Genomic DNA, 15393 nt, shown 5'->3' with positions numbered 1-15393 from the left:
ATCAAGGCCAGAAAATCGGCGCTCGAGCCTGCCGAAGAACCAGCCTTTCCCGAGAGTAACCTTGTTGCCTGAGAGCGTGGCGGCGATGATTGATCGAGCCGGTTCCTAGACGTTGCGGGCCAGTCTAACCTTGCAACCGGGATAGTTTTGGCAACCCCAGAATGGGCCGGCGGGCCCTTTCCTCTCCACCATCTTGATTCCGCAGGCAGCGCATGTCGGCGTCAGGTAGTCGCCCCGAAACGCCTGCTTCAGTAACGTCGATTGCTTATACTGATCGAGTGCGCGAATCCGTTCGACGATTCCGGCACCATCAAGTAATTGAATGCCGGCCCGCTCTGCAGACTCCTGCACCGGCCGCCCGACATAGCCAGACAACGACCAAAAAACGCCTCGACGCACCTTGTGTTCGTGCATGACGCCGGCAAGTGCGCGGACCTGTTCCACCTTCACCGGCTTACTCCATGCTTTGCATTGGACCACGGCCACGGGAACATCCAGGCCAGCCTTGTACAAAGTAGCATCGATGCCGCCATCGGGCCCATGGGGGACGGTCTTGACCGTGAACCCCATCGCCTCGTAGTACCCAACACAAAGTAGCTCAAATCGCTTCCACTCTAACTGCTTGAGGGCATCCAGCGTCCAGCTATTGATTTCTGGCTTCTCCGGTACGGGTACTGTCCGCGCTGGCGGGCCAACGACCTCCTTTGACTTGGCGGATTCACTGGAGGACCGGGGTGACTTGGGCGGCGAGGACGGTCGGCTCGTGCGGAAGCGCCGAGCCCTGATCGGGACTTCTTGCTTGCTGGTCCCTGCCCTACCTCGCGCACGGATGTATGACAGCACACCCAGGAAGCCGAACATGGCGGCGGGAACCCAGGCTAACGACTGGCTTAACACGGAAATGCCCGTCAACAACGGTCTCGACGCGAATATCGCTGGCACGACCGCGCGAAACACAATATAGGCACCCACGGCCAGCGCGGCGGATACCCACCACGGCGCATCCATCAACACCTCGCTAAGCGAGGGCTCCTTTCTCCTGCGACCCATTTCTCTACCTGTTGTTGTTCTTCATCTCATGCGGCGGCATCCCGCCATCGGCAAATCTACCTGATCTGATATACACGGCGGGTTGCAACAGGCCAACACCCCACCGACTACGGGTGGCCGAGCAGCCGGCATATACCCTGGTGACTTCACGGATTTCGCCATAATTCCGTGCCGCGAATTATTCCGAGTACTTCTTACAGATAGCCGAGCCGTATGGCAAATCCCGTGGTTTTGGGGGGCAGCGACTCGGCATAATCCTGTGGTCTCCTATAGCTGGCGAGTTTGCCGGAGTTTGGAGGAGACAGGCCATGTCAGAGCGGCACTGTGTTGGCAAAGCGTGGGCGACGTGTTCATGCGCGGGCCCGTTGAGCGCCCATATTGAGGGATTCGCAACGTTCCTTGGAAGGCAGGGTTATGCCCTGTCAACAGTACAGACGAAGCTACAACTACTCGTTGCTCTCAGCGGTTGGCTTCAGCGTCGCAAGATGCAAGTCACCGACCTCGACGATGAACGGCTTGGGCTGTTTCTGGCATACCACCGCCGACGTGGCACCAGGCGCGGCGATGAGCGCACCGGTTGGCAACTGCTCCTATATCTGCGCGGGCTCGGTTGCATACCGATGCCTCCTGAGTCGATCGACGACACCGCATTGGGTCTGATCGAGCGCGACTTCGCGCGATTCCTCCGTTCGGAGCGCGGGCTTAAGCCCGCTACCGTGGAGAACTACCTGCGCACGGTGCGACGCTTTCTTGTCCACCGTTTTAGGCGCCAGGAGCCGTGTCTTGACGAACTACGTCTGCACGATATTCATCGGTTTATTCTTGAACGAGCTCGCCATGTTCGACGAAGCTATGCCAAGTTGATGGTCACGGCGTTGCGTAGCTTTTTGCGCTTTCTGCATCAGCGAGGCGCCATCGCTTTGGATCTCGCTGCTGCGGTGCCGACCGTCGCGAACTGGCGGTTGTCGCACCTACCCATCTCGCTCACGAGCGATCAGATCGAACGTCTGCTCACCTGCTGTGACCGCGGAACCCTGATAGGCCAGCGCGACTTCACGATCCTTCTGTTTCTGGCCCGGCTCGGTTTGCGCGCTGGCGAAGTGGTTGCGATGACCCTGGATGATTTCGACTGGCAGGCTGGCGAGTTCGTTGTACACGGCAAAGGCGACCGCCCAGAACGATTGCCGCTGCCGCGAGATGTCGGCTCGGCACTGGTTCATTATCTCCGTTACGTTCGCCCTCCTTGCCTGACGCGGCGCGTCTTCGTCCGCATGAAGGCACCGCGATGTGGATTCTCCGGATCCGCCGCCATTTGCGATGTAGTGCGCCGAGCGCTCGCGCGTGCTGGGTTCGATCCGGCATTCAAAGGAGCCCATCTGCTGCGTCATTCCCTCGCCACAAACATGTTGCGTAAGGGTGCTTCTCTGGACGAGATCGGTCAGTTACTACGCCATGTCCAACCCGACACCACGCAGATCTATGCAAAGGTGGATATCCGGGCACTGCGAGGTATCGCGCAACCTTGGCCGGGGGGTGTCTAATGAGCACGTTACGAACCTCCCTCAATGAGTATCTTGGCGTGCGCCGCGCCCTCGGAGTCAAGCTACGTCTGACAGGCCGAATGCTGCAACGGTTCGTCGATTTTGCAGAACACGCCGGCGCCACATACATCACGACAGAGCTGGCATTGCAGTGGGCCACTCAGCCAGAGAGCGCACAAGCGCAGTGGGCGAATCGCCTCGGCATGGTGCGCCGTTTCGCGCAGTACTGCAGCGCAACTGATCCGCGCACCGTTGTGCCACCGCCGGACCTGCTCCCTTATCGACAAGCCCGGTCGTCTCCGTACATATACCGCGATGAGGAAGTCATCCGCCTCATCCATGCGGCACAACAGCTGCCGTCCATCATCGGGCTGCGGCCACTCACGTATTCCACGCTATTTGGCTTGTACGCGGTTACTGGCATGCGCACCAACGAGCCATTACAGCTTGATCGTGATGCAGTGGATCTTGCGAGCGGAGTATTGACGATTCATGGCGCCAAGTTCGGCAAGTCGCGCTACTTACCGGTCCATCCTTCCACGCAACGTGCCCTGCAGCGCTACGCCACTCGGCGCGATCGTCTGTGTCCCAACCCACAAAGCCCAAGTTTCTTCCTGTCCGACCGTGGCATTCGTCTGACCGAGTGGAGCGTACGCTACACGTTTGTCAACCTGTCGCGCCAGATCGGCTTGCGCCAAGCGGGGGACTCACGAGGGCCCCGGCTGCTGGACTTCCGCCACCGGTTAGCCATCAACACGCTGATCGGATGGTATCGCCGCGGCATCGACGTCGAGAAGCACCTGCCCGAACTATCCACCTACCTCGGGCATACGCATATCTCGGATACCTACTGGTACCTGACCGCCACTCCTCAGCTATTGCGACAAGCGTTGCGAAGGGTGGAAGGAGCAAGGGGGGGACAGCGGCCATGAACGATACATTCGGCTTCCCAGCTCTTCTGGAAGCGTTTTTTACCGATCGGCTGATGCGCCAGCGGCAAGCCAGTCCACACACCATTCTGAGCTATCGCGACACCTTTCGCCTGCTGCTGCACTATGCACAGGAACGACTTCACAAGGCCCCTTCGGACTTGACGGTGCCGGAACTCGATGCGCCTTTAATCGGCGCGTTCCTCGACCATCTCGAACAGGAACGTGAGAACAGCGCCCGCAGCCGCAATGTACGCCTGGCAGCCATCCATTCCTTCTTCCGTTACGTCGCGCTGCATGAGCCACAATACAGCGCGGTGGCTCAGCGCGTGCTCGGTATGCCGAATAAACGCTACACTCGGCGTCCAATCGAGTTCCTCACACGAGTTGAAGTTGAGGCGCTGCTGGCGGCACCGGTTTTAGACAACTGGACTGGACGACGCGATCATGCAATGCTGCTGCTCGCGGTGCAAACGGGACTGCGTGCCGCCGAACTCATCGGCCTCCGCTGCCAGGACATCGTACTCGGCCCCGGCGCCCACGTCCGTTGTCTCGGAAAGGGGCGCAAGGTCCGCTGTACGCCGCTGCGCAAGGAGACTGTCACAGTGCTGCGTAGCTGGTTGAGAGAGCGTCACGGCGCCCCCGATGATCCCGTCTTCCCCAATGCCCGGGGCACAGAACTCAGCCATGACGGACTGCAATATGTGCTTGGGAAACACCTGGCAACCGCCCGGCGTCACTGCCCCTCACTGGCTCGCAAGCACATAACGCCCCACTGCCTGAGACACACACTGGCAATGGATCTGCTACAGCACGGCGTTGGCCGTTCCGTTCTCGCCCTGTGGCTTGGGCATGAATCAGTGGAGACGACCGCAATGTACGTGCACGCCGATTTGAAGTTGAAGGAACTAGTGTAGCGTTCTGTTCTTGATGGAACTTATATGAATTCGGCGTCTCCAATGCCCTACTGCGATACAGCGTGGAGAGAGCGAGTGCGAGTTGCCCCCGAGATCATGTTGACCGACGAGGAGCGAACCAAGTTGACGAGGCTGGTTCGGTCGAAGCTCACGAGCGTGAGGCTGGCGCAGCGCGCGCGCATTGTGCTGCTGGCCGCCAACGGATTGCAGAACAAGGACATCGCCGAGCAGTTGGGAGTCGGACGCGTGCAGGTCTCGCGTTGGCGTGAGCGGTATGCCCAATCGGGGCTGGCCGGTATCGAACGCGACTTGCCGCGCGGTGCGCCGCCGGTGAAGGTGGACACGGCGCGGCTGGTGGAGCTGACCACTCAAACGAAGCCCGTGGCGGCCACGCACTGGAGCACGCGCAAGATGGCCGCCGAGTTGGGCGTGAGCGCCAGCACCGTCATGCGCCATTGGCACGCCCACGGGTTGAAGCCGCACATCGTGCGCGGCTTCAAGGTCTCGCGCGATCCGCGGTTCGTCGAGAAGCTTGAAGACATCGTTGGCCTCTACATGTCGCCACCCGAGCACGCGCTGGTGCTGTGCTGCGATGAGAAGAGCCAGGTGCAGGCGCTGGATCGCACGCAGCCCGGCTTGCCGTTGAAGAAGGGACGTGCGGCCACCATGACGCACGACTACAAGCGCAACGGCACGACCACGCTGTTTGCCGCGCTCAACGTGCTCGATGGCCAGGTCATCGCCCAGTGCCAGCAGCGCCACCGCCATACCGAGTGGCTGAAGTTCCTGCGCAAGATCGACCGCGAGACGCCCAAGGACAAAACGCTGCATCTGATCGCCGACAACTACGCCACCCACAAGCATCCTGCGGTGCAAGACTGGCTGGCCAAGCATCCGCGCATCAACATGCACTTCACGCCCACCTCGGCGTCATGGCTGAACATGGTCGAGCGGTTCTTTCGCGACATCACGACCGAGCGACTTCGCCGCGGCGTATTCACCAGCGTGCCGGAACTGGTCGACGCCATCAACGAGTACATCGCTCACCACAACACCAACCCCAAGCCGTTCATCTGGACCAAGAGCGCTCGCGACATCCTACAGAAGGTCATTCGCGCCAACCGCCGCTTAAGTTCCAAACAGAATGGAACATTGCACTAGCTCTGGCGAAGACCGTGAGCGCCGGTGTGCGCCCGGTGCGGTACCAGCCCGAGGATCGTGTCTTGGCGTTTCTGAAGAGCCTCTGATTATGCCGAGTCGCATGCACTCCCAACCACGGGATTTGCCATACGGCTCGGCTATCTGTAAGAAGTACTCGGAATAATTCGCGGCGCGGAATTATGCCTCATGTCATGGATGCGAGGCATCGGATGCCCACCGCGGGGCACCCAGGCCAACTTGCGGCGCAACAGTCCGAAGGTGTGGTTGACGATCGATTGAGTCAGCGGAGTTCCTGACTGACTCAGAAAAAAGGCCATGCCGGCAGTACGTGGCACGATGCAATCGCGAATGATCTCGTACTCCCGCAAGGCTTGCACCACGCTGGGATGCAAGGGTAAGCGGCGCGACTTCCGATACTTCGTCTGCCGAATAGAAATCCAGCCGTTGCGCAAGTCGACGTCGTCAGCTCGCAGGTTGCGTGCCTCCGATACCCTAATCCCGGTCGACGCAAGCAACCCGAACAACGTCTGATACGTGACGGGCCGCAGGCCGCCGATTGGTGTCAGCTGGCCTGCTGCCTGCAGCAAGGCGACGATCTCGTACTCGAAATAGATGTGTGGCGCCAGCCGTTGATGGCCCCGTCCAAACGTGAAAGCATCGGGAACGACCGACTCCGGCTCGAACTGCCGGTAGTGCTTCGAAAACGGCCGCAGGACCTTCAACCGCCGGTGCCACGTCGCTGGGCCGCAGCCCAGCACCCCGTCTTGTGCCCAGTCGAGCTGGAGGTCGAGTGTCAACGGGCCCCGATGGCCACGGGCATCCGCGTAACGCGCGAATCGTAGCAGTTCGCTGCCGCAACGCATCTTGAAACCGAGTCCGCGGCGCTCATCCAGATACCGCTGCACTGCAGCGAGCATGGTGGTGTTGTCAATGCTCATGACGCGCTCCCCGGCCACGGCATGGCAACTTCGGCAAGGCTGGAATTGTTCACCTTCGCGTAGATCATCGTGGTGTTGAGCTCACGATGACGCAGGATGTCGGCCACGTCCTTGAGCGTTCCGCCATGATCGAGCAGGCGTTCCGCGTGCGTGTTGCGCAACGCGTGCGCCCGCACTGGGGGTAGCCCGCAGCGTTGAAAAGCCTCGAGAACGACACGTCGCACCGTTGCTGCCCCGATCGGTTGCTCCACCGGGGCGCGACAGCGCACGAAAAGATGACGACCTGCGCATGAAGGCCGCTCATGTTGGAGGTAGGAGGCAATCGCACTTCCCGTGCTGTGCGGTAGCGGCAATCTGTCCGACTCGCCGCGACTTGTTCCGGCACAGCCTCACGGTGCCGCTCTTCCAGTCGATGTCATCGAGGCTCAGGCCAACGACTTCGCTGGATCTCAGACCTAGGTCCACGAGACACCGGACCATCGCGTAGCCGCGCCGTGCCGAAGCAACGCCGGGGCCGAATGCGCCGAGCAGTCTGGTCGTCTCGGCCGCCGTGAGCGTTTGCGGTAACGGTGCCAGTCGCCAGTTCGGCGGGCGAGCGATCGCCGAGATCAAGTGATTCACAGCGTCGCCGTGTGTGGCGCGATACCGGAGGTAGCTACGCAGCGCGCCGGCCAACGTTCCGGCGCTGGCGACACTCCATCGCTGGAGCATCTCGGTGAAGAACTGGCGCAGATGATCTGCGGTAAGCGGTAGCAGATTGGTTCGATGGTGCAGCCGCACCGGCTCGATACCTACGATCAACTGACCAGAGGAAAATGATGATCATGACCCTCGCTGACTCCCTGCGCGCACGCGCGCAAGCCTTGCGCCTGAACGGGCTGGTGGAGCACTGGTCCGAGGTGGGCGATGCCGACTGGGTCGCCCCGCTCATCCAGTGGGAAGAACACGAGCGCGCCCACCGCTCGCTGCAGCGGCGCGTGCGTGCCGCGCGGCTGGGCAGGTTCAAGGCCCTGAGCGACTTCGACTGGAAATGGCCCGAACGCATCGATCGCGCGGCCATCGAGGAGTTGATGTCGCTCGCCTTCCTCAAGGAGGCGACCAACGTGGTGTTCATTGGCCCGAACGGCGTGGGCAAGTCGACGCTCGCACAGAACGTGGCACACCAGGCGCTCATCCATGGCCACACGGTACTGTTCACCTCCGCGGGGCAAATACTCGGCGAGCTGGCGGCGCTCGACAGCGACTCCGCCTTGCGCAAGCGCCTGCACCGCTACGCCGCGCCAGACGTGCTGGTGATCGACGAAGTCGGCTACCTCTCGTACTCGAACCGTCATGCCGACCTGCTGTTCGAGCTGATCAGCCGCCGCTATGAGACCCGCAGTACGATCGTCACGACCAACAAGCCGTTTGGGCAATGGTCGGAGGTGTTCCCGAACGCCGCCTGTGTCGTCTCGCTGGTCGACCGGCTGGTGCATCGCGCCGAGGTCATCGCGATCGAGGGCGAGTCCTATCGCCTGAAGGAAGCGCGCGAGCGCACCGAGTCCCGCTCCCGACAGCGGGCAGCGAAGAAGGTCATCACGGAAAAAGGAGCCTCTGAATGAGCCACACCCCGTTGCCCCCCTCGGGCCGCCGGCGCGGCTTGCCGTTCATCGTGCCTGACGACTGGACCCCCGAGCAGGCACTCGCCGTGTTCGAACTGCTCGACGATCTGCGCGAAGTCGTCAGTTCGTACTACGCGTGCCAGATCCAGGACCTGACCCGGCAAGACCGTCAGACCCATCACCATCCGCCGGACGACGATCCGCACGACCCGTTCTGACGTCCGCCGCGCGCATCACGTCGATTCGAAACCAAAGGGGCCTGCGGCCCCTTTATTGTTGAGCGTTACGCTCAACCTTGCGCCGCCGTTTATGAGCGGTTTTACACCGCCGCTAACAGTCAATCCATACGCTGCCCCGACGCAGGCTCTTTCGTAGCGACATCATCGTGCAGGCAGCGAAGGCCTGATAGCCGCGCTTTGGGTCAGGGTCATGGACGAGGTCATGCCACGCCGTGCCAACGCCGGTCTCCACAAAGTCTTCTGGCAGAGCATTGAGCTTCCTCGTCTGCATGTCGCGCCACGCCTTGAGGTTCGCAAAGCCGGGATCGTCCTCCCTGCCGCCGAATTCCAGGTCTTCCAGGCCCGACAGCAGAGCGTGAACCCGCTGATGGTCACCGGTCTGCGCCGCGGCGCACGTGTGACGCAAAGCTCGATTGCGCCGCGTCGGTGACGATGGCCAGGTGCTTCAGGGCTTCATCCACTCGCTGCTTGGTGGACTTGCTCTTGTCTTGCAGAACGGCCTTGGCCTTGAGCGCCTGCTGCCTGTCTTCCACGGCAGAACGGGTGTGCGTCGACTGCGCCGTGCTGGCCGCGCGTCGGAACAGATCCTGGCTGCGTCGGCTGATCTGGTGCATCGCGATATCGGTGAGTTCCAGCAAACTCATCCGTAGAAAGCACACCAGTTCAAGCGCCTGGGTGCTCTCCTTCAGTGCTTTGGTCTTGGCCGGGCGCCTTGCTTGTACCTTCTGCGCATAGGCACGCAGTTTGGGCAACGCGATGTCATCCAGGTTCCACTCGTGCACAGCGAGGGACTTCAGGTAGCGGACCTTGTCCAGCGTTTCAGCGAGGTTCTTGGGGCCGTTCCGCCTGGAGGGCGCCTTGATCCACTCGAGGTGTGTTGCAGAGCCGTCAGCCCGTGGACTGCGGACGGATTCCATGCAGTGCTGCAGCGTGGCTGCCGGCACTGCGCGGTTGACCGCTGCCAGCATTTGCGCCTCGTAGGCGGAAAATGCATGCCGTGCCAAGTCGGTGATCTGGCGCTGGCCGGGAATGAGGCGGCAGCGATCGTAGAGCCATCGCTGGGCGGTGGTTACAAGTTCATCCACGTGTGCCGCTGCGGCAGCTTGCACGCGGAGCATCTCCAGCAAAGCGGCCTGGCTGGTGACATCGAGCGCCTTGATGCCAAGGTGCTCCTTGACCCATTGCTGATGCTCGTACAACGTCGGGCGTCGTTGGTACAGCGTCTTCAGGTTGGCAATCGACAGCAGCGGCGCGGAGAAAGCTTCGCACAGGTACCGAAGGAGATTGCGCGGAACGGCAGCAAACCGGTCCAACGGCCGACCGAAGGCCCGGCGGCAAACGAGCTGGAAGCTCTCCCCACAGCATCATGGGCAACTGAGAAGTCTATGCGGGTACATAGGGCGCTGTAAGCGACATGACGCAAACCAGCACCTCGCCTAAATTCCTACGGTGGCTCAACTGATTCTAGATTGGCATAATCCCGCTAAATCTTTTCCTTTGATCGTCCTGAATCGCTTTCAAGCGTCGCTCGGGGCGTGGGCTGCCTGCGGGAGCGTCCGGAAAATAGTGCGGAGATTCTGGGCTGCATGACAATCTCGACCAGATAGGCGACAAGCAACGCGATAGGCGTTGCCACGGCGAACGTCTGCAGCTTGCCCAGATCCAGCGAGCTTACGAAATTCAAGATGGGATAGTGCGTGGCATACAGGCCGTAGGAGATCGGTGCCAGCTTGCTGCACAACAGGAGCGGTCGCCGCGGGAGCGACGCCACGCGTGACAGGGCAATGCCGGCCACCAGGAACAACAGTGCGGCACCGAAGTGGCGAATCTGGCCGAACGGTTCCAGCCCGGGCGATATATAGGCATGCATGACCAGGGCGTGAATCGCAGGGATCAGCCATATCACTGCGCTTGCCGCGACGAGCAGCAGAGGGAACCGCTGCGCGCGAAAGGTGAGCGCGGATTCCTCCCGATACTGCCGCGCCAGTTCCAGTCCAGCCCACCAGATTGCAAAGTAGCTTGCAAACAGTGCAGGCTGGCTCGGATACACGAGATAGCTCGCAGTGCCAAACAGGCTGATACTTGCCACGATCCAGCGTTGCACCGTCACGGACAGGCGCAAAGGCCGCAGAAACAGCCACGCAAATCCGAGATAGAACCACCACTCATACGACAGCGACCACAGCGCGATGTTTGAGCAGAACGGAGCGAACCAGGCACCGTGCTTGATAGTAGGCAGATCCTGCAACATGAGCAGGTTCGCCATCAGCGAAGTCGGCTGGATGCAGTCCGCGCGGTCCGTTAAGGCGGCGACCAGCGCGGCCAGCAGCAGCGCCACAAGGAAGATGGGATAAATGCGGATCGCCCGTGCACGCAGAAATGATGCGACTGTCTGCGGCCGCTTCGCCGACGCACATGAGTGGTAGATGACGAACCCGGACACAAGGAAGAACAAGATAACCGCTTCCTGCCCAAATCGGAATAGCCACTCGAAGATTGTGCCGGGGAAAGGGTGCAGGTGGTGCACGAATACATACGCTGCGGAGAATCCTCGGATGCTTTCCAGTGCTTCGAGCTTTTTCATCACGACCTCTATCACTTAGCCAGAAGGCATTGCCCGATCCGCAGAACGGGAGCAATTCCGTAGGCGCGCCGATATGCTGCAATGCTCTGTCGGACCACGCACGCAAACCGCAGCGGCAAACGGCTGTACCTATCGTGCGAGTCTAGTGATTTTGGGTGTGAGGGAGGCGCTGCCCTGGAAGGGATTCGGTTCGCTATCGCTCACAGGGGCTGAGAACTCAGCGCCCCTCGATCAATTCGCCAAACAACTCCCTGACCCTTGTTCGTGCGTCAGCGAGCGCGGCGCGGCCCTGCTCTGGCCCTGCTCGGAGACCGCGCCAAACCGGGGGCTGACTAAGCGGCAAGGCGGTGGCCCTCGCCTTGAGAAATGGAGGGATACCATCGTTCAACGTAAGACCGAAGCTGGTTATTGAGTACGGCGGTCCGGATTTGCAGCAGGTTGTGCGCGTGCCGAGGCCGCCAGGCCATCTGCTGCCGTTTGACGAATCGCGTGCTGACCACCTGGTTGACGGCCGACTCAACGAACCCCGATGCAATGGGCTCCCCATGCCGATAGCGGTCACCGTAGTTCACGATGAAGTGCCGGTTGTTGTCGAGGTAGACAATGAACTCCTCGAGCTTGCCGAGGAGTTTGGCCTGTTCGGGGCTGGCCTCAGCTTCCAGATCCCAGCCGAGGCTTTCCAATCGGCGCAACGCCGGATAGGGGCAGCCGTGCCACAGGTGCCACTTGGCGCCATGCAGCGCCTTGATCAATGCTGGGCCAGTGCGGACGGACGCTGGGTGAACTGCGGCTCTAGGCCGGGGATCGCGGCCACAGGCTTGAAGGCCCACCTTGGAGAAAAGGGGGGTAGGCCATTTCATGATCGGGCGGTTCAGTCGAGAGCCAGCTTCTGGATCAGATCGGCTTGTGCAGGAAAAGCCTGTCTCAGGTCGGCAAGCTGATCGGCGGTCGGGTTGACGCTGTCGCGAGGGTCGTAGCCGGGCGCCAGACTGCAGCTCACCAGCACGTAACCGGGCCCCAGAAGTTCCGCTCCGAACCAGTGGTTATGCGGAGCAACTGCCTGCAAGACCTGTCCCTGATCCAGATCCGCACCGATGTCGATGGTGGAGTAGGTCCCGTCGGGGGAAAAAATGTGCAGCCGCACCGCACTCCCCTGGTGGTAGAACCACTGCTCGTCCTGGTTCAGGGCATGGAGACGGAGCAGTTCTCCCTCTTTCAGCAGGTAGTAGTTAGTGGAGTAGAAGTGGCGATCGCCTGCGAAGCGCTCGGGCAGGGATGCGCTGCGCACCCCTTCCCCGCTGCCTGGCCCCGGCGCAAAGTGCCCGCCTACGCCAGTGGGGGTGAGCTCGAGCTTCTGGATCAGATTATCCGCCTCCTCGTCGGCGGCGGGGAATCGTTTGGAGAAGCAGACGGTGATCCCAATGATCTCTGTCCCTCCCTTCTTTCGCAGCAGGCCCTTTTGCGTCACGATTTCCAGGGCGGTCGTTCCGCCGTCCGCCGTCGGCACATCGATGGTTTCGTGGAAGTTCAGCAGGGGCTGGCCGCTCGCCATCACCGCCTTGTCGTGTGCCACATGGGCTGCGCGGGAATCGGCGCTGCCGATCAAGGCATCCTTGCTCTGTCCCACCAGATCCGCAAAGTTCTGGTTCACCCAAAGGAAGACAGAGTCGTGGTCCTTGATGCAGAAGTAGACGCCGTCGGCTTTGTCGAGCACGTCGCCCACACCCATCGGCGGATCGGTCGGGAGCATCTGGTTGTTTCGATCGGCGCTGGGCATGGCTCAAGCCGGCGCGTCGCAGGGCGCTGAAGAGAGTCCGAGCTGCTGGTCGGCGAGATCCTGGGCCAGTGCCACCATGGTCATCGTGGGGTTCCAGGAACCACTGGCGGGCCACAGGGCGCCGCCGGTCACAAAGACGTTTTCGACGCCGTTGGGGCGATAGTCCAGGCCCACCACACCCTCGTCGCCGGCGCCGATCCACAGCGTGGAGCCCTCGTGGACCAGGCCGCCGACCCGCCGCTCCTCAATGGAGGGGCGCTCGGAGGACCAAGTGCCGGTATTCGGATCGCCGTGCCAGTACTCCACATTGCCCTTGGGGGCGAAGACGCGCTCCATCATCTGGAATGTGCCTGTGTCCATGGTGTCCCAGGTCATCCGGTCGTTTTCGTTGGCGAGCACCTGCAGTGTCACGTTGGTGGTGGGATCCGCCTGCCCGTTGAGGTGGAAGTAGTTCTTCGGGTTGCGATAGTCCATTTCGCCCAGCACCGCGCAAACGAAAACGAGGTAGTCCTCGGAGGAGCGCAATTGTGCAATCGAGGCCGTCGCCACGACATCCGGCATGTAGCGGGCTGCTTTCTGGGCATTCTTCTCCGGCTCCCGGTCGGAGAGCACTGAGAGCTGGACGTGGTACTGCATGTTGTTGTCCTTGTTCTTGCCGGCGAGGTAGATCGCCGCCAGCTCCAGTTCGCCAATGCGATGGCCGAAGTCGAAGTCCTTTCGCGGCACGCGGGCGACCACCGAGGTGATGAAGTGCGCGGTGAAACGATCCCCGGCCCGCTTCATCTGCGGGAAGGAGTTGAGAAGGAGCGTGGTGGGCGGCAGCGTGCCCATGGCCAGGATCACCTTGGCGTGGCCGACGTTGAGCATCCCGCGTGAAGTATCCAGCGCGGTGGCCACACCGTCCTGTTGGTGGATACGCTCGACGATGCAGTTCGTCACGATGCGAAGGGGGCTGCCGGTGCCGGCCGCTGCCAGATCGGCCTGCTTCGAGGCCAACTCCATGATCACCGCCGGGGTGGAGAACTTGGCGAAGTCCACCCCACTCGCATCGCCCGCCCCCGCCGCGAGGGGCGCTGGCATCCAGCGGGTCGCCGACTCGATCAGGCCGATTTTCTCGTTCAGCATCTCCTGCAGGGCGGTCTGCATGATGCCGTAGGTTGGCCGCTGGCGGGCGATGATGCTCTGCAGTTCAGGTCCGGAGGCGGCGTCGATCTTGTCGGCGGGCACCACGTTGAGCAGGGTTTCGGCCGAAGCGAAGCGGGCTTCGGCGGCGGCGATGGTCTGCTCCGGCCAGAAGGCCATCTCATCGCGCGTGGGGCGGGGGCACCAGGCGCTCCACATGATGCTGCGTCCCCCGAAGAAGGGCACCATGCCATGCTGCCAGTTGATATGCCCGCTGGGCTGGTTGGCCGTCTGGCTGGAGAGCGTCCAGGGGAAGGTTTCCGTCAAGCCGCCGAGGGTGTGCTGGTAGGGAATCGGGAGGTTCTGAAAGTGCTCGGGGAGGAAGAACGGGCCGCGCTCCACCATCAGGATGCGCGTCTTCGGCGTCGCCGCCAGGATGCGCTCGCAGAACGCAAGCGCACAAAAGCCGGTGCCGATGACGATGTAGTCGAACTGCTCTTCCTCCCGAACCTGTTTCCACCCGGTTTCAGACAGGAAGAACACGTAATCCATCACCTTCTGCGGGGTGGAGATCTGGGGGCCGGGAGTGGGATAGCCATGCGCAAAGTTCGGCGAGCTGGAAACGGCGGTCATTGATGCCTCCAATCCATGGTGGGAGGACGGCATGTCGTCCTCGAAAGGCTCTGGACACTCTGTGGGCGTGCGACGGTTTGCTGCGCTGCTCTTTGCTGCTGCGAACGTTATCTAGACAAGCTAGCAGATGGGAACTGGATTACAAGGACGGAGAAAATTGTTGATCCGTTTGCGTTGGGCCGAGGCGCCGAGCGAAACGGGGCCTTGGGCCGAAAAAACGGAAGGTCGCCTTGCATAGGTTCCGGTCCTGTGTAAAGGAAAGCGCTGGTCCAGGTGGCGGCAAGCAGGATGACGTCACGCGAATTTGGCCTGACAGCAGCACGCCATGGCCGCGCCGATGGCCAGCGCCGCCGCCCAGCCGCCGAAATGGGGCGTGACGACCAGCATGGCCGACAACAGGATGAACAATTGCCCGCTTGTCGTTTGGGCACGCGCGATGAATGGCTCCGACGCGTCGATAGCAGGAATGCGAAAGCGCGGCAGACGGGGGTATCTGGCACTTTGCCGTGAGCCGATGGTGCCTCGTGTTCGGCCTGGGGTGAGATCGGCATCATGCGGCGGAGTCTTCGAGCCATTGATGCAGCGCCCGTCGGTCAACTTTGCCACTCAAATTGAGCGGCATGCTTTCCAGGGGAATGACCCGGCTTGGGAGCATGTACGGCGGAATCCGAGTCCTGAGCGCGTTGATGACCTGCTCGGCATCGATGGTTAAAGCGCCGACAAAGCAGACAATGCCGCGCGCCATGCCGTCCGCCAGCGGCCAGGCAACAGAGCCGACGACATCGGCGCCGGAAACAGCGCGCAGATGGGCGTCGATTTCTTCCAGTTCGACACGATACCCCAGTACTTTGAGCGGCAAGCGGAGCAGGAGCTGTCATGACCGAGTTCATCATCAAACCAA

Annotated in this window: 14 protein-coding genes and 2 pseudogenes; 6 read left to right on the top strand and 10 right to left on the bottom strand. The window is 61.6% G+C overall.

The features are described from left to right. Positions 1-105 precede the first annotated feature (105 nt). Positions 106-1008 carry a restriction endonuclease gene (locus ABNX08_RS23890; protein ID WP_349604502.1) on the bottom strand — a complete coding sequence of 301 codons (903 nt, stop codon included), beginning with the start codon at positions 1006-1008 and terminating at the stop codon, positions 106-108. A 527-nt stretch (positions 1009-1535) separates the two neighbouring features. Here ABNX08_RS23890 and ABNX08_RS23885 point away from each other — a divergent pair. The 4 genes from ABNX08_RS23885 (at position 1536) to ABNX08_RS23870 (ending at position 5598) form a co-directional block, all read left to right on the top strand. Beyond that, the gene (locus ABNX08_RS23885; RefSeq protein WP_349604492.1) at positions 1536-2591 is read left to right on the top strand and encodes a site-specific integrase; all 1056 of its coding nucleotides are present in this window, start codon (positions 1536-1538) and stop codon (positions 2589-2591) included. 80 nt (positions 2592-2671) lie between these two features. Then, complete coding sequence (locus ABNX08_RS23880; RefSeq protein WP_349604495.1) at positions 2672-3523, top strand: tyrosine-type recombinase/integrase; 852 nt, start codon at positions 2672-2674, stop codon at positions 3521-3523. After that, entirely contained in the window at positions 3520-4437 is a 918-nt protein-coding gene (locus ABNX08_RS23875) for a tyrosine-type recombinase/integrase (RefSeq protein WP_022535031.1), read from the top strand. The genes ABNX08_RS23880 and ABNX08_RS23875 overlap by 4 nt, the downstream gene beginning before the upstream one ends. A gap of 42 nt (positions 4438-4479) precedes the next feature. After that, a complete protein-coding gene (locus tag ABNX08_RS23870; protein WP_374063665.1) occupies positions 4480-5598 on the top strand; it encodes an IS630 family transposase in 1119 nt (372 codons plus the stop codon). A 137-nt stretch (positions 5599-5735) separates the two neighbouring features. Here the strand turns inward: ABNX08_RS23870 and ABNX08_RS23865 are convergent, their stop codons facing one another. The 3 genes from ABNX08_RS23865 to ABNX08_RS23855 are packed head-to-tail and all read right to left on the bottom strand — an operon-like array spanning position 5736 to position 7247. Then, a complete protein-coding gene (locus ABNX08_RS23865; protein ID WP_022535029.1) occupies positions 5736-6536 on the bottom strand; it encodes a tyrosine-type recombinase/integrase in 801 nt (266 codons plus the stop codon). Beyond that, positions 6533-6889, bottom strand: coding sequence for a tyrosine-type recombinase/integrase (locus tag ABNX08_RS23860; RefSeq protein WP_022535028.1), 357 nt, complete (start codon positions 6887-6889; stop codon positions 6533-6535). Before ABNX08_RS23860 ends, ABNX08_RS23865 begins: the two co-directional genes overlap by 4 nt. Continuing rightward, positions 6837-7247 (bottom strand): tyrosine-type recombinase/integrase, encoded by a 411-nt coding sequence (locus ABNX08_RS23855; protein ID WP_367576167.1) that lies wholly within the window; start codon positions 7245-7247, stop codon positions 6837-6839. Before ABNX08_RS23855 ends, ABNX08_RS23860 begins: the two co-directional genes overlap by 53 nt. Positions 7248-7360: 113 nt before the next feature. On the opposite strand from ABNX08_RS23855, the gene istB reads away from it, so the two are divergent. Together istB and ABNX08_RS23845 are read left to right on the top strand one after the other, a co-directional pair. Next, entirely contained in the window at positions 7361-8137 is a 777-nt protein-coding gene (istB, locus tag ABNX08_RS23850; RefSeq protein WP_041681427.1) for an IS21-like element helper ATPase IstB, read from the top strand. After that, a complete protein-coding gene (locus tag ABNX08_RS23845; protein ID WP_022535025.1) occupies positions 8134-8355 on the top strand; it encodes a hypothetical protein in 222 nt (73 codons plus the stop codon). The genes istB and ABNX08_RS23845 overlap by 4 nt, the downstream gene beginning before the upstream one ends. Positions 8356-8473: 118 nt before the next feature. Here the strand turns inward: ABNX08_RS23845 and ABNX08_RS23840 are convergent. The 6 genes and pseudogenes from ABNX08_RS23840 to ABNX08_RS23815 all read right to left on the bottom strand — a co-directional run. Beyond that, positions 8474-9722: pseudogene (locus ABNX08_RS23840) on the bottom strand (DUF4158 domain-containing protein); the annotation flags it as partial. A 137-nt stretch (positions 9723-9859) separates the two neighbouring features. Continuing rightward, positions 9860-10960, bottom strand: a complete 1101-nt coding sequence (locus ABNX08_RS23835; RefSeq protein WP_022535022.1) for an acyltransferase — start codon at positions 10958-10960, stop codon at positions 9860-9862. A 332-nt stretch (positions 10961-11292) separates the two neighbouring features. After that, positions 11293-11712 (bottom strand): annotated as a pseudogene (locus tag ABNX08_RS23830) (ISKra4 family transposase); the annotation flags it as partial. Positions 11713-11831: 119 nt separating this feature from the next. Next, positions 11832-12737, bottom strand: a complete 906-nt coding sequence (locus ABNX08_RS23825; protein WP_022535020.1) for a cupin domain-containing protein — start codon at positions 12735-12737, stop codon at positions 11832-11834. Between the two features lie 3 nt (positions 12738-12740). After that, positions 12741-14492, bottom strand: coding sequence for a GMC oxidoreductase (locus tag ABNX08_RS23820; protein WP_022535019.1), 1752 nt, complete (start codon positions 14490-14492; stop codon positions 12741-12743). Between the two features lie 550 nt (positions 14493-15042). Next, complete coding sequence (locus ABNX08_RS23815; RefSeq protein ID WP_022535017.1) at positions 15043-15351, bottom strand: hypothetical protein; 309 nt, start codon at positions 15349-15351, stop codon at positions 15043-15045. Positions 15352-15393 lie beyond the last annotated feature (42 nt).

Origin of the sequence: Cupriavidus sp. DF5525 (assembly GCF_040149425.2) — a bacterium.
Classification (GTDB): domain Bacteria; phylum Pseudomonadota; class Gammaproteobacteria; order Burkholderiales; family Burkholderiaceae; genus Cupriavidus; species Cupriavidus pickettii_A.
This window is presented reverse-complemented; position numbering and strand designations above follow the sequence as displayed.

Excerpts from the sequence above, each read along its gene's own strand:
- ABNX08_RS23890 (WP_349604502.1), bottom strand. The coding sequence starts at position 1,008 with ATGGATGCGCCGTGGTGGGTATCCGCCGCGCTGGCCGTGGGTGCCTAT.
- ABNX08_RS23885 (WP_349604492.1), top strand. The coding sequence starts at position 1,536 with ATGCAAGTCACCGACCTCGACGATGAACGGCTTGGGCTGTTTCTGGCA.
- ABNX08_RS23880 (WP_349604495.1), top strand. The coding sequence starts at position 2,672 with ATGCTGCAACGGTTCGTCGATTTTGCAGAACACGCCGGCGCCACATAC.
- ABNX08_RS23875 (WP_022535031.1), top strand. The coding sequence starts at position 3,520 with ATGAACGATACATTCGGCTTCCCAGCTCTTCTGGAAGCGTTTTTTACC.
- ABNX08_RS23870 (WP_374063665.1), top strand. The coding sequence starts at position 4,480 with ATGCCCTACTGCGATACAGCGTGGAGAGAGCGAGTGCGAGTTGCCCCC.
- ABNX08_RS23865 (WP_022535029.1), bottom strand. The coding sequence starts at position 6,536 with ATGAGCATTGACAACACCACCATGCTCGCTGCAGTGCAGCGGTATCTG.
- ABNX08_RS23855 (WP_367576167.1), bottom strand. The coding sequence starts at position 7,247 with ATGCTCCAGCGATGGAGTGTCGCCAGCGCCGGAACGTTGGCCGGCGCG.
- istB (WP_041681427.1), top strand. The coding sequence starts at position 7,361 with ATGACCCTCGCTGACTCCCTGCGCGCACGCGCGCAAGCCTTGCGCCTG.
- ABNX08_RS23845 (WP_022535025.1), top strand. The coding sequence starts at position 8,134 with ATGAGCCACACCCCGTTGCCCCCCTCGGGCCGCCGGCGCGGCTTGCCG.
- ABNX08_RS23835 (WP_022535022.1), bottom strand. The coding sequence starts at position 10,960 with ATGAAAAAGCTCGAAGCACTGGAAAGCATCCGAGGATTCTCCGCAGCG.
- ABNX08_RS23825 (WP_022535020.1), bottom strand. The coding sequence starts at position 12,737 with ATGCCCAGCGCCGATCGAAACAACCAGATGCTCCCGACCGATCCGCCG.
- ABNX08_RS23820 (WP_022535019.1), bottom strand. The coding sequence starts at position 14,492 with ATGACCGCCGTTTCCAGCTCGCCGAACTTTGCGCATGGCTATCCCACT.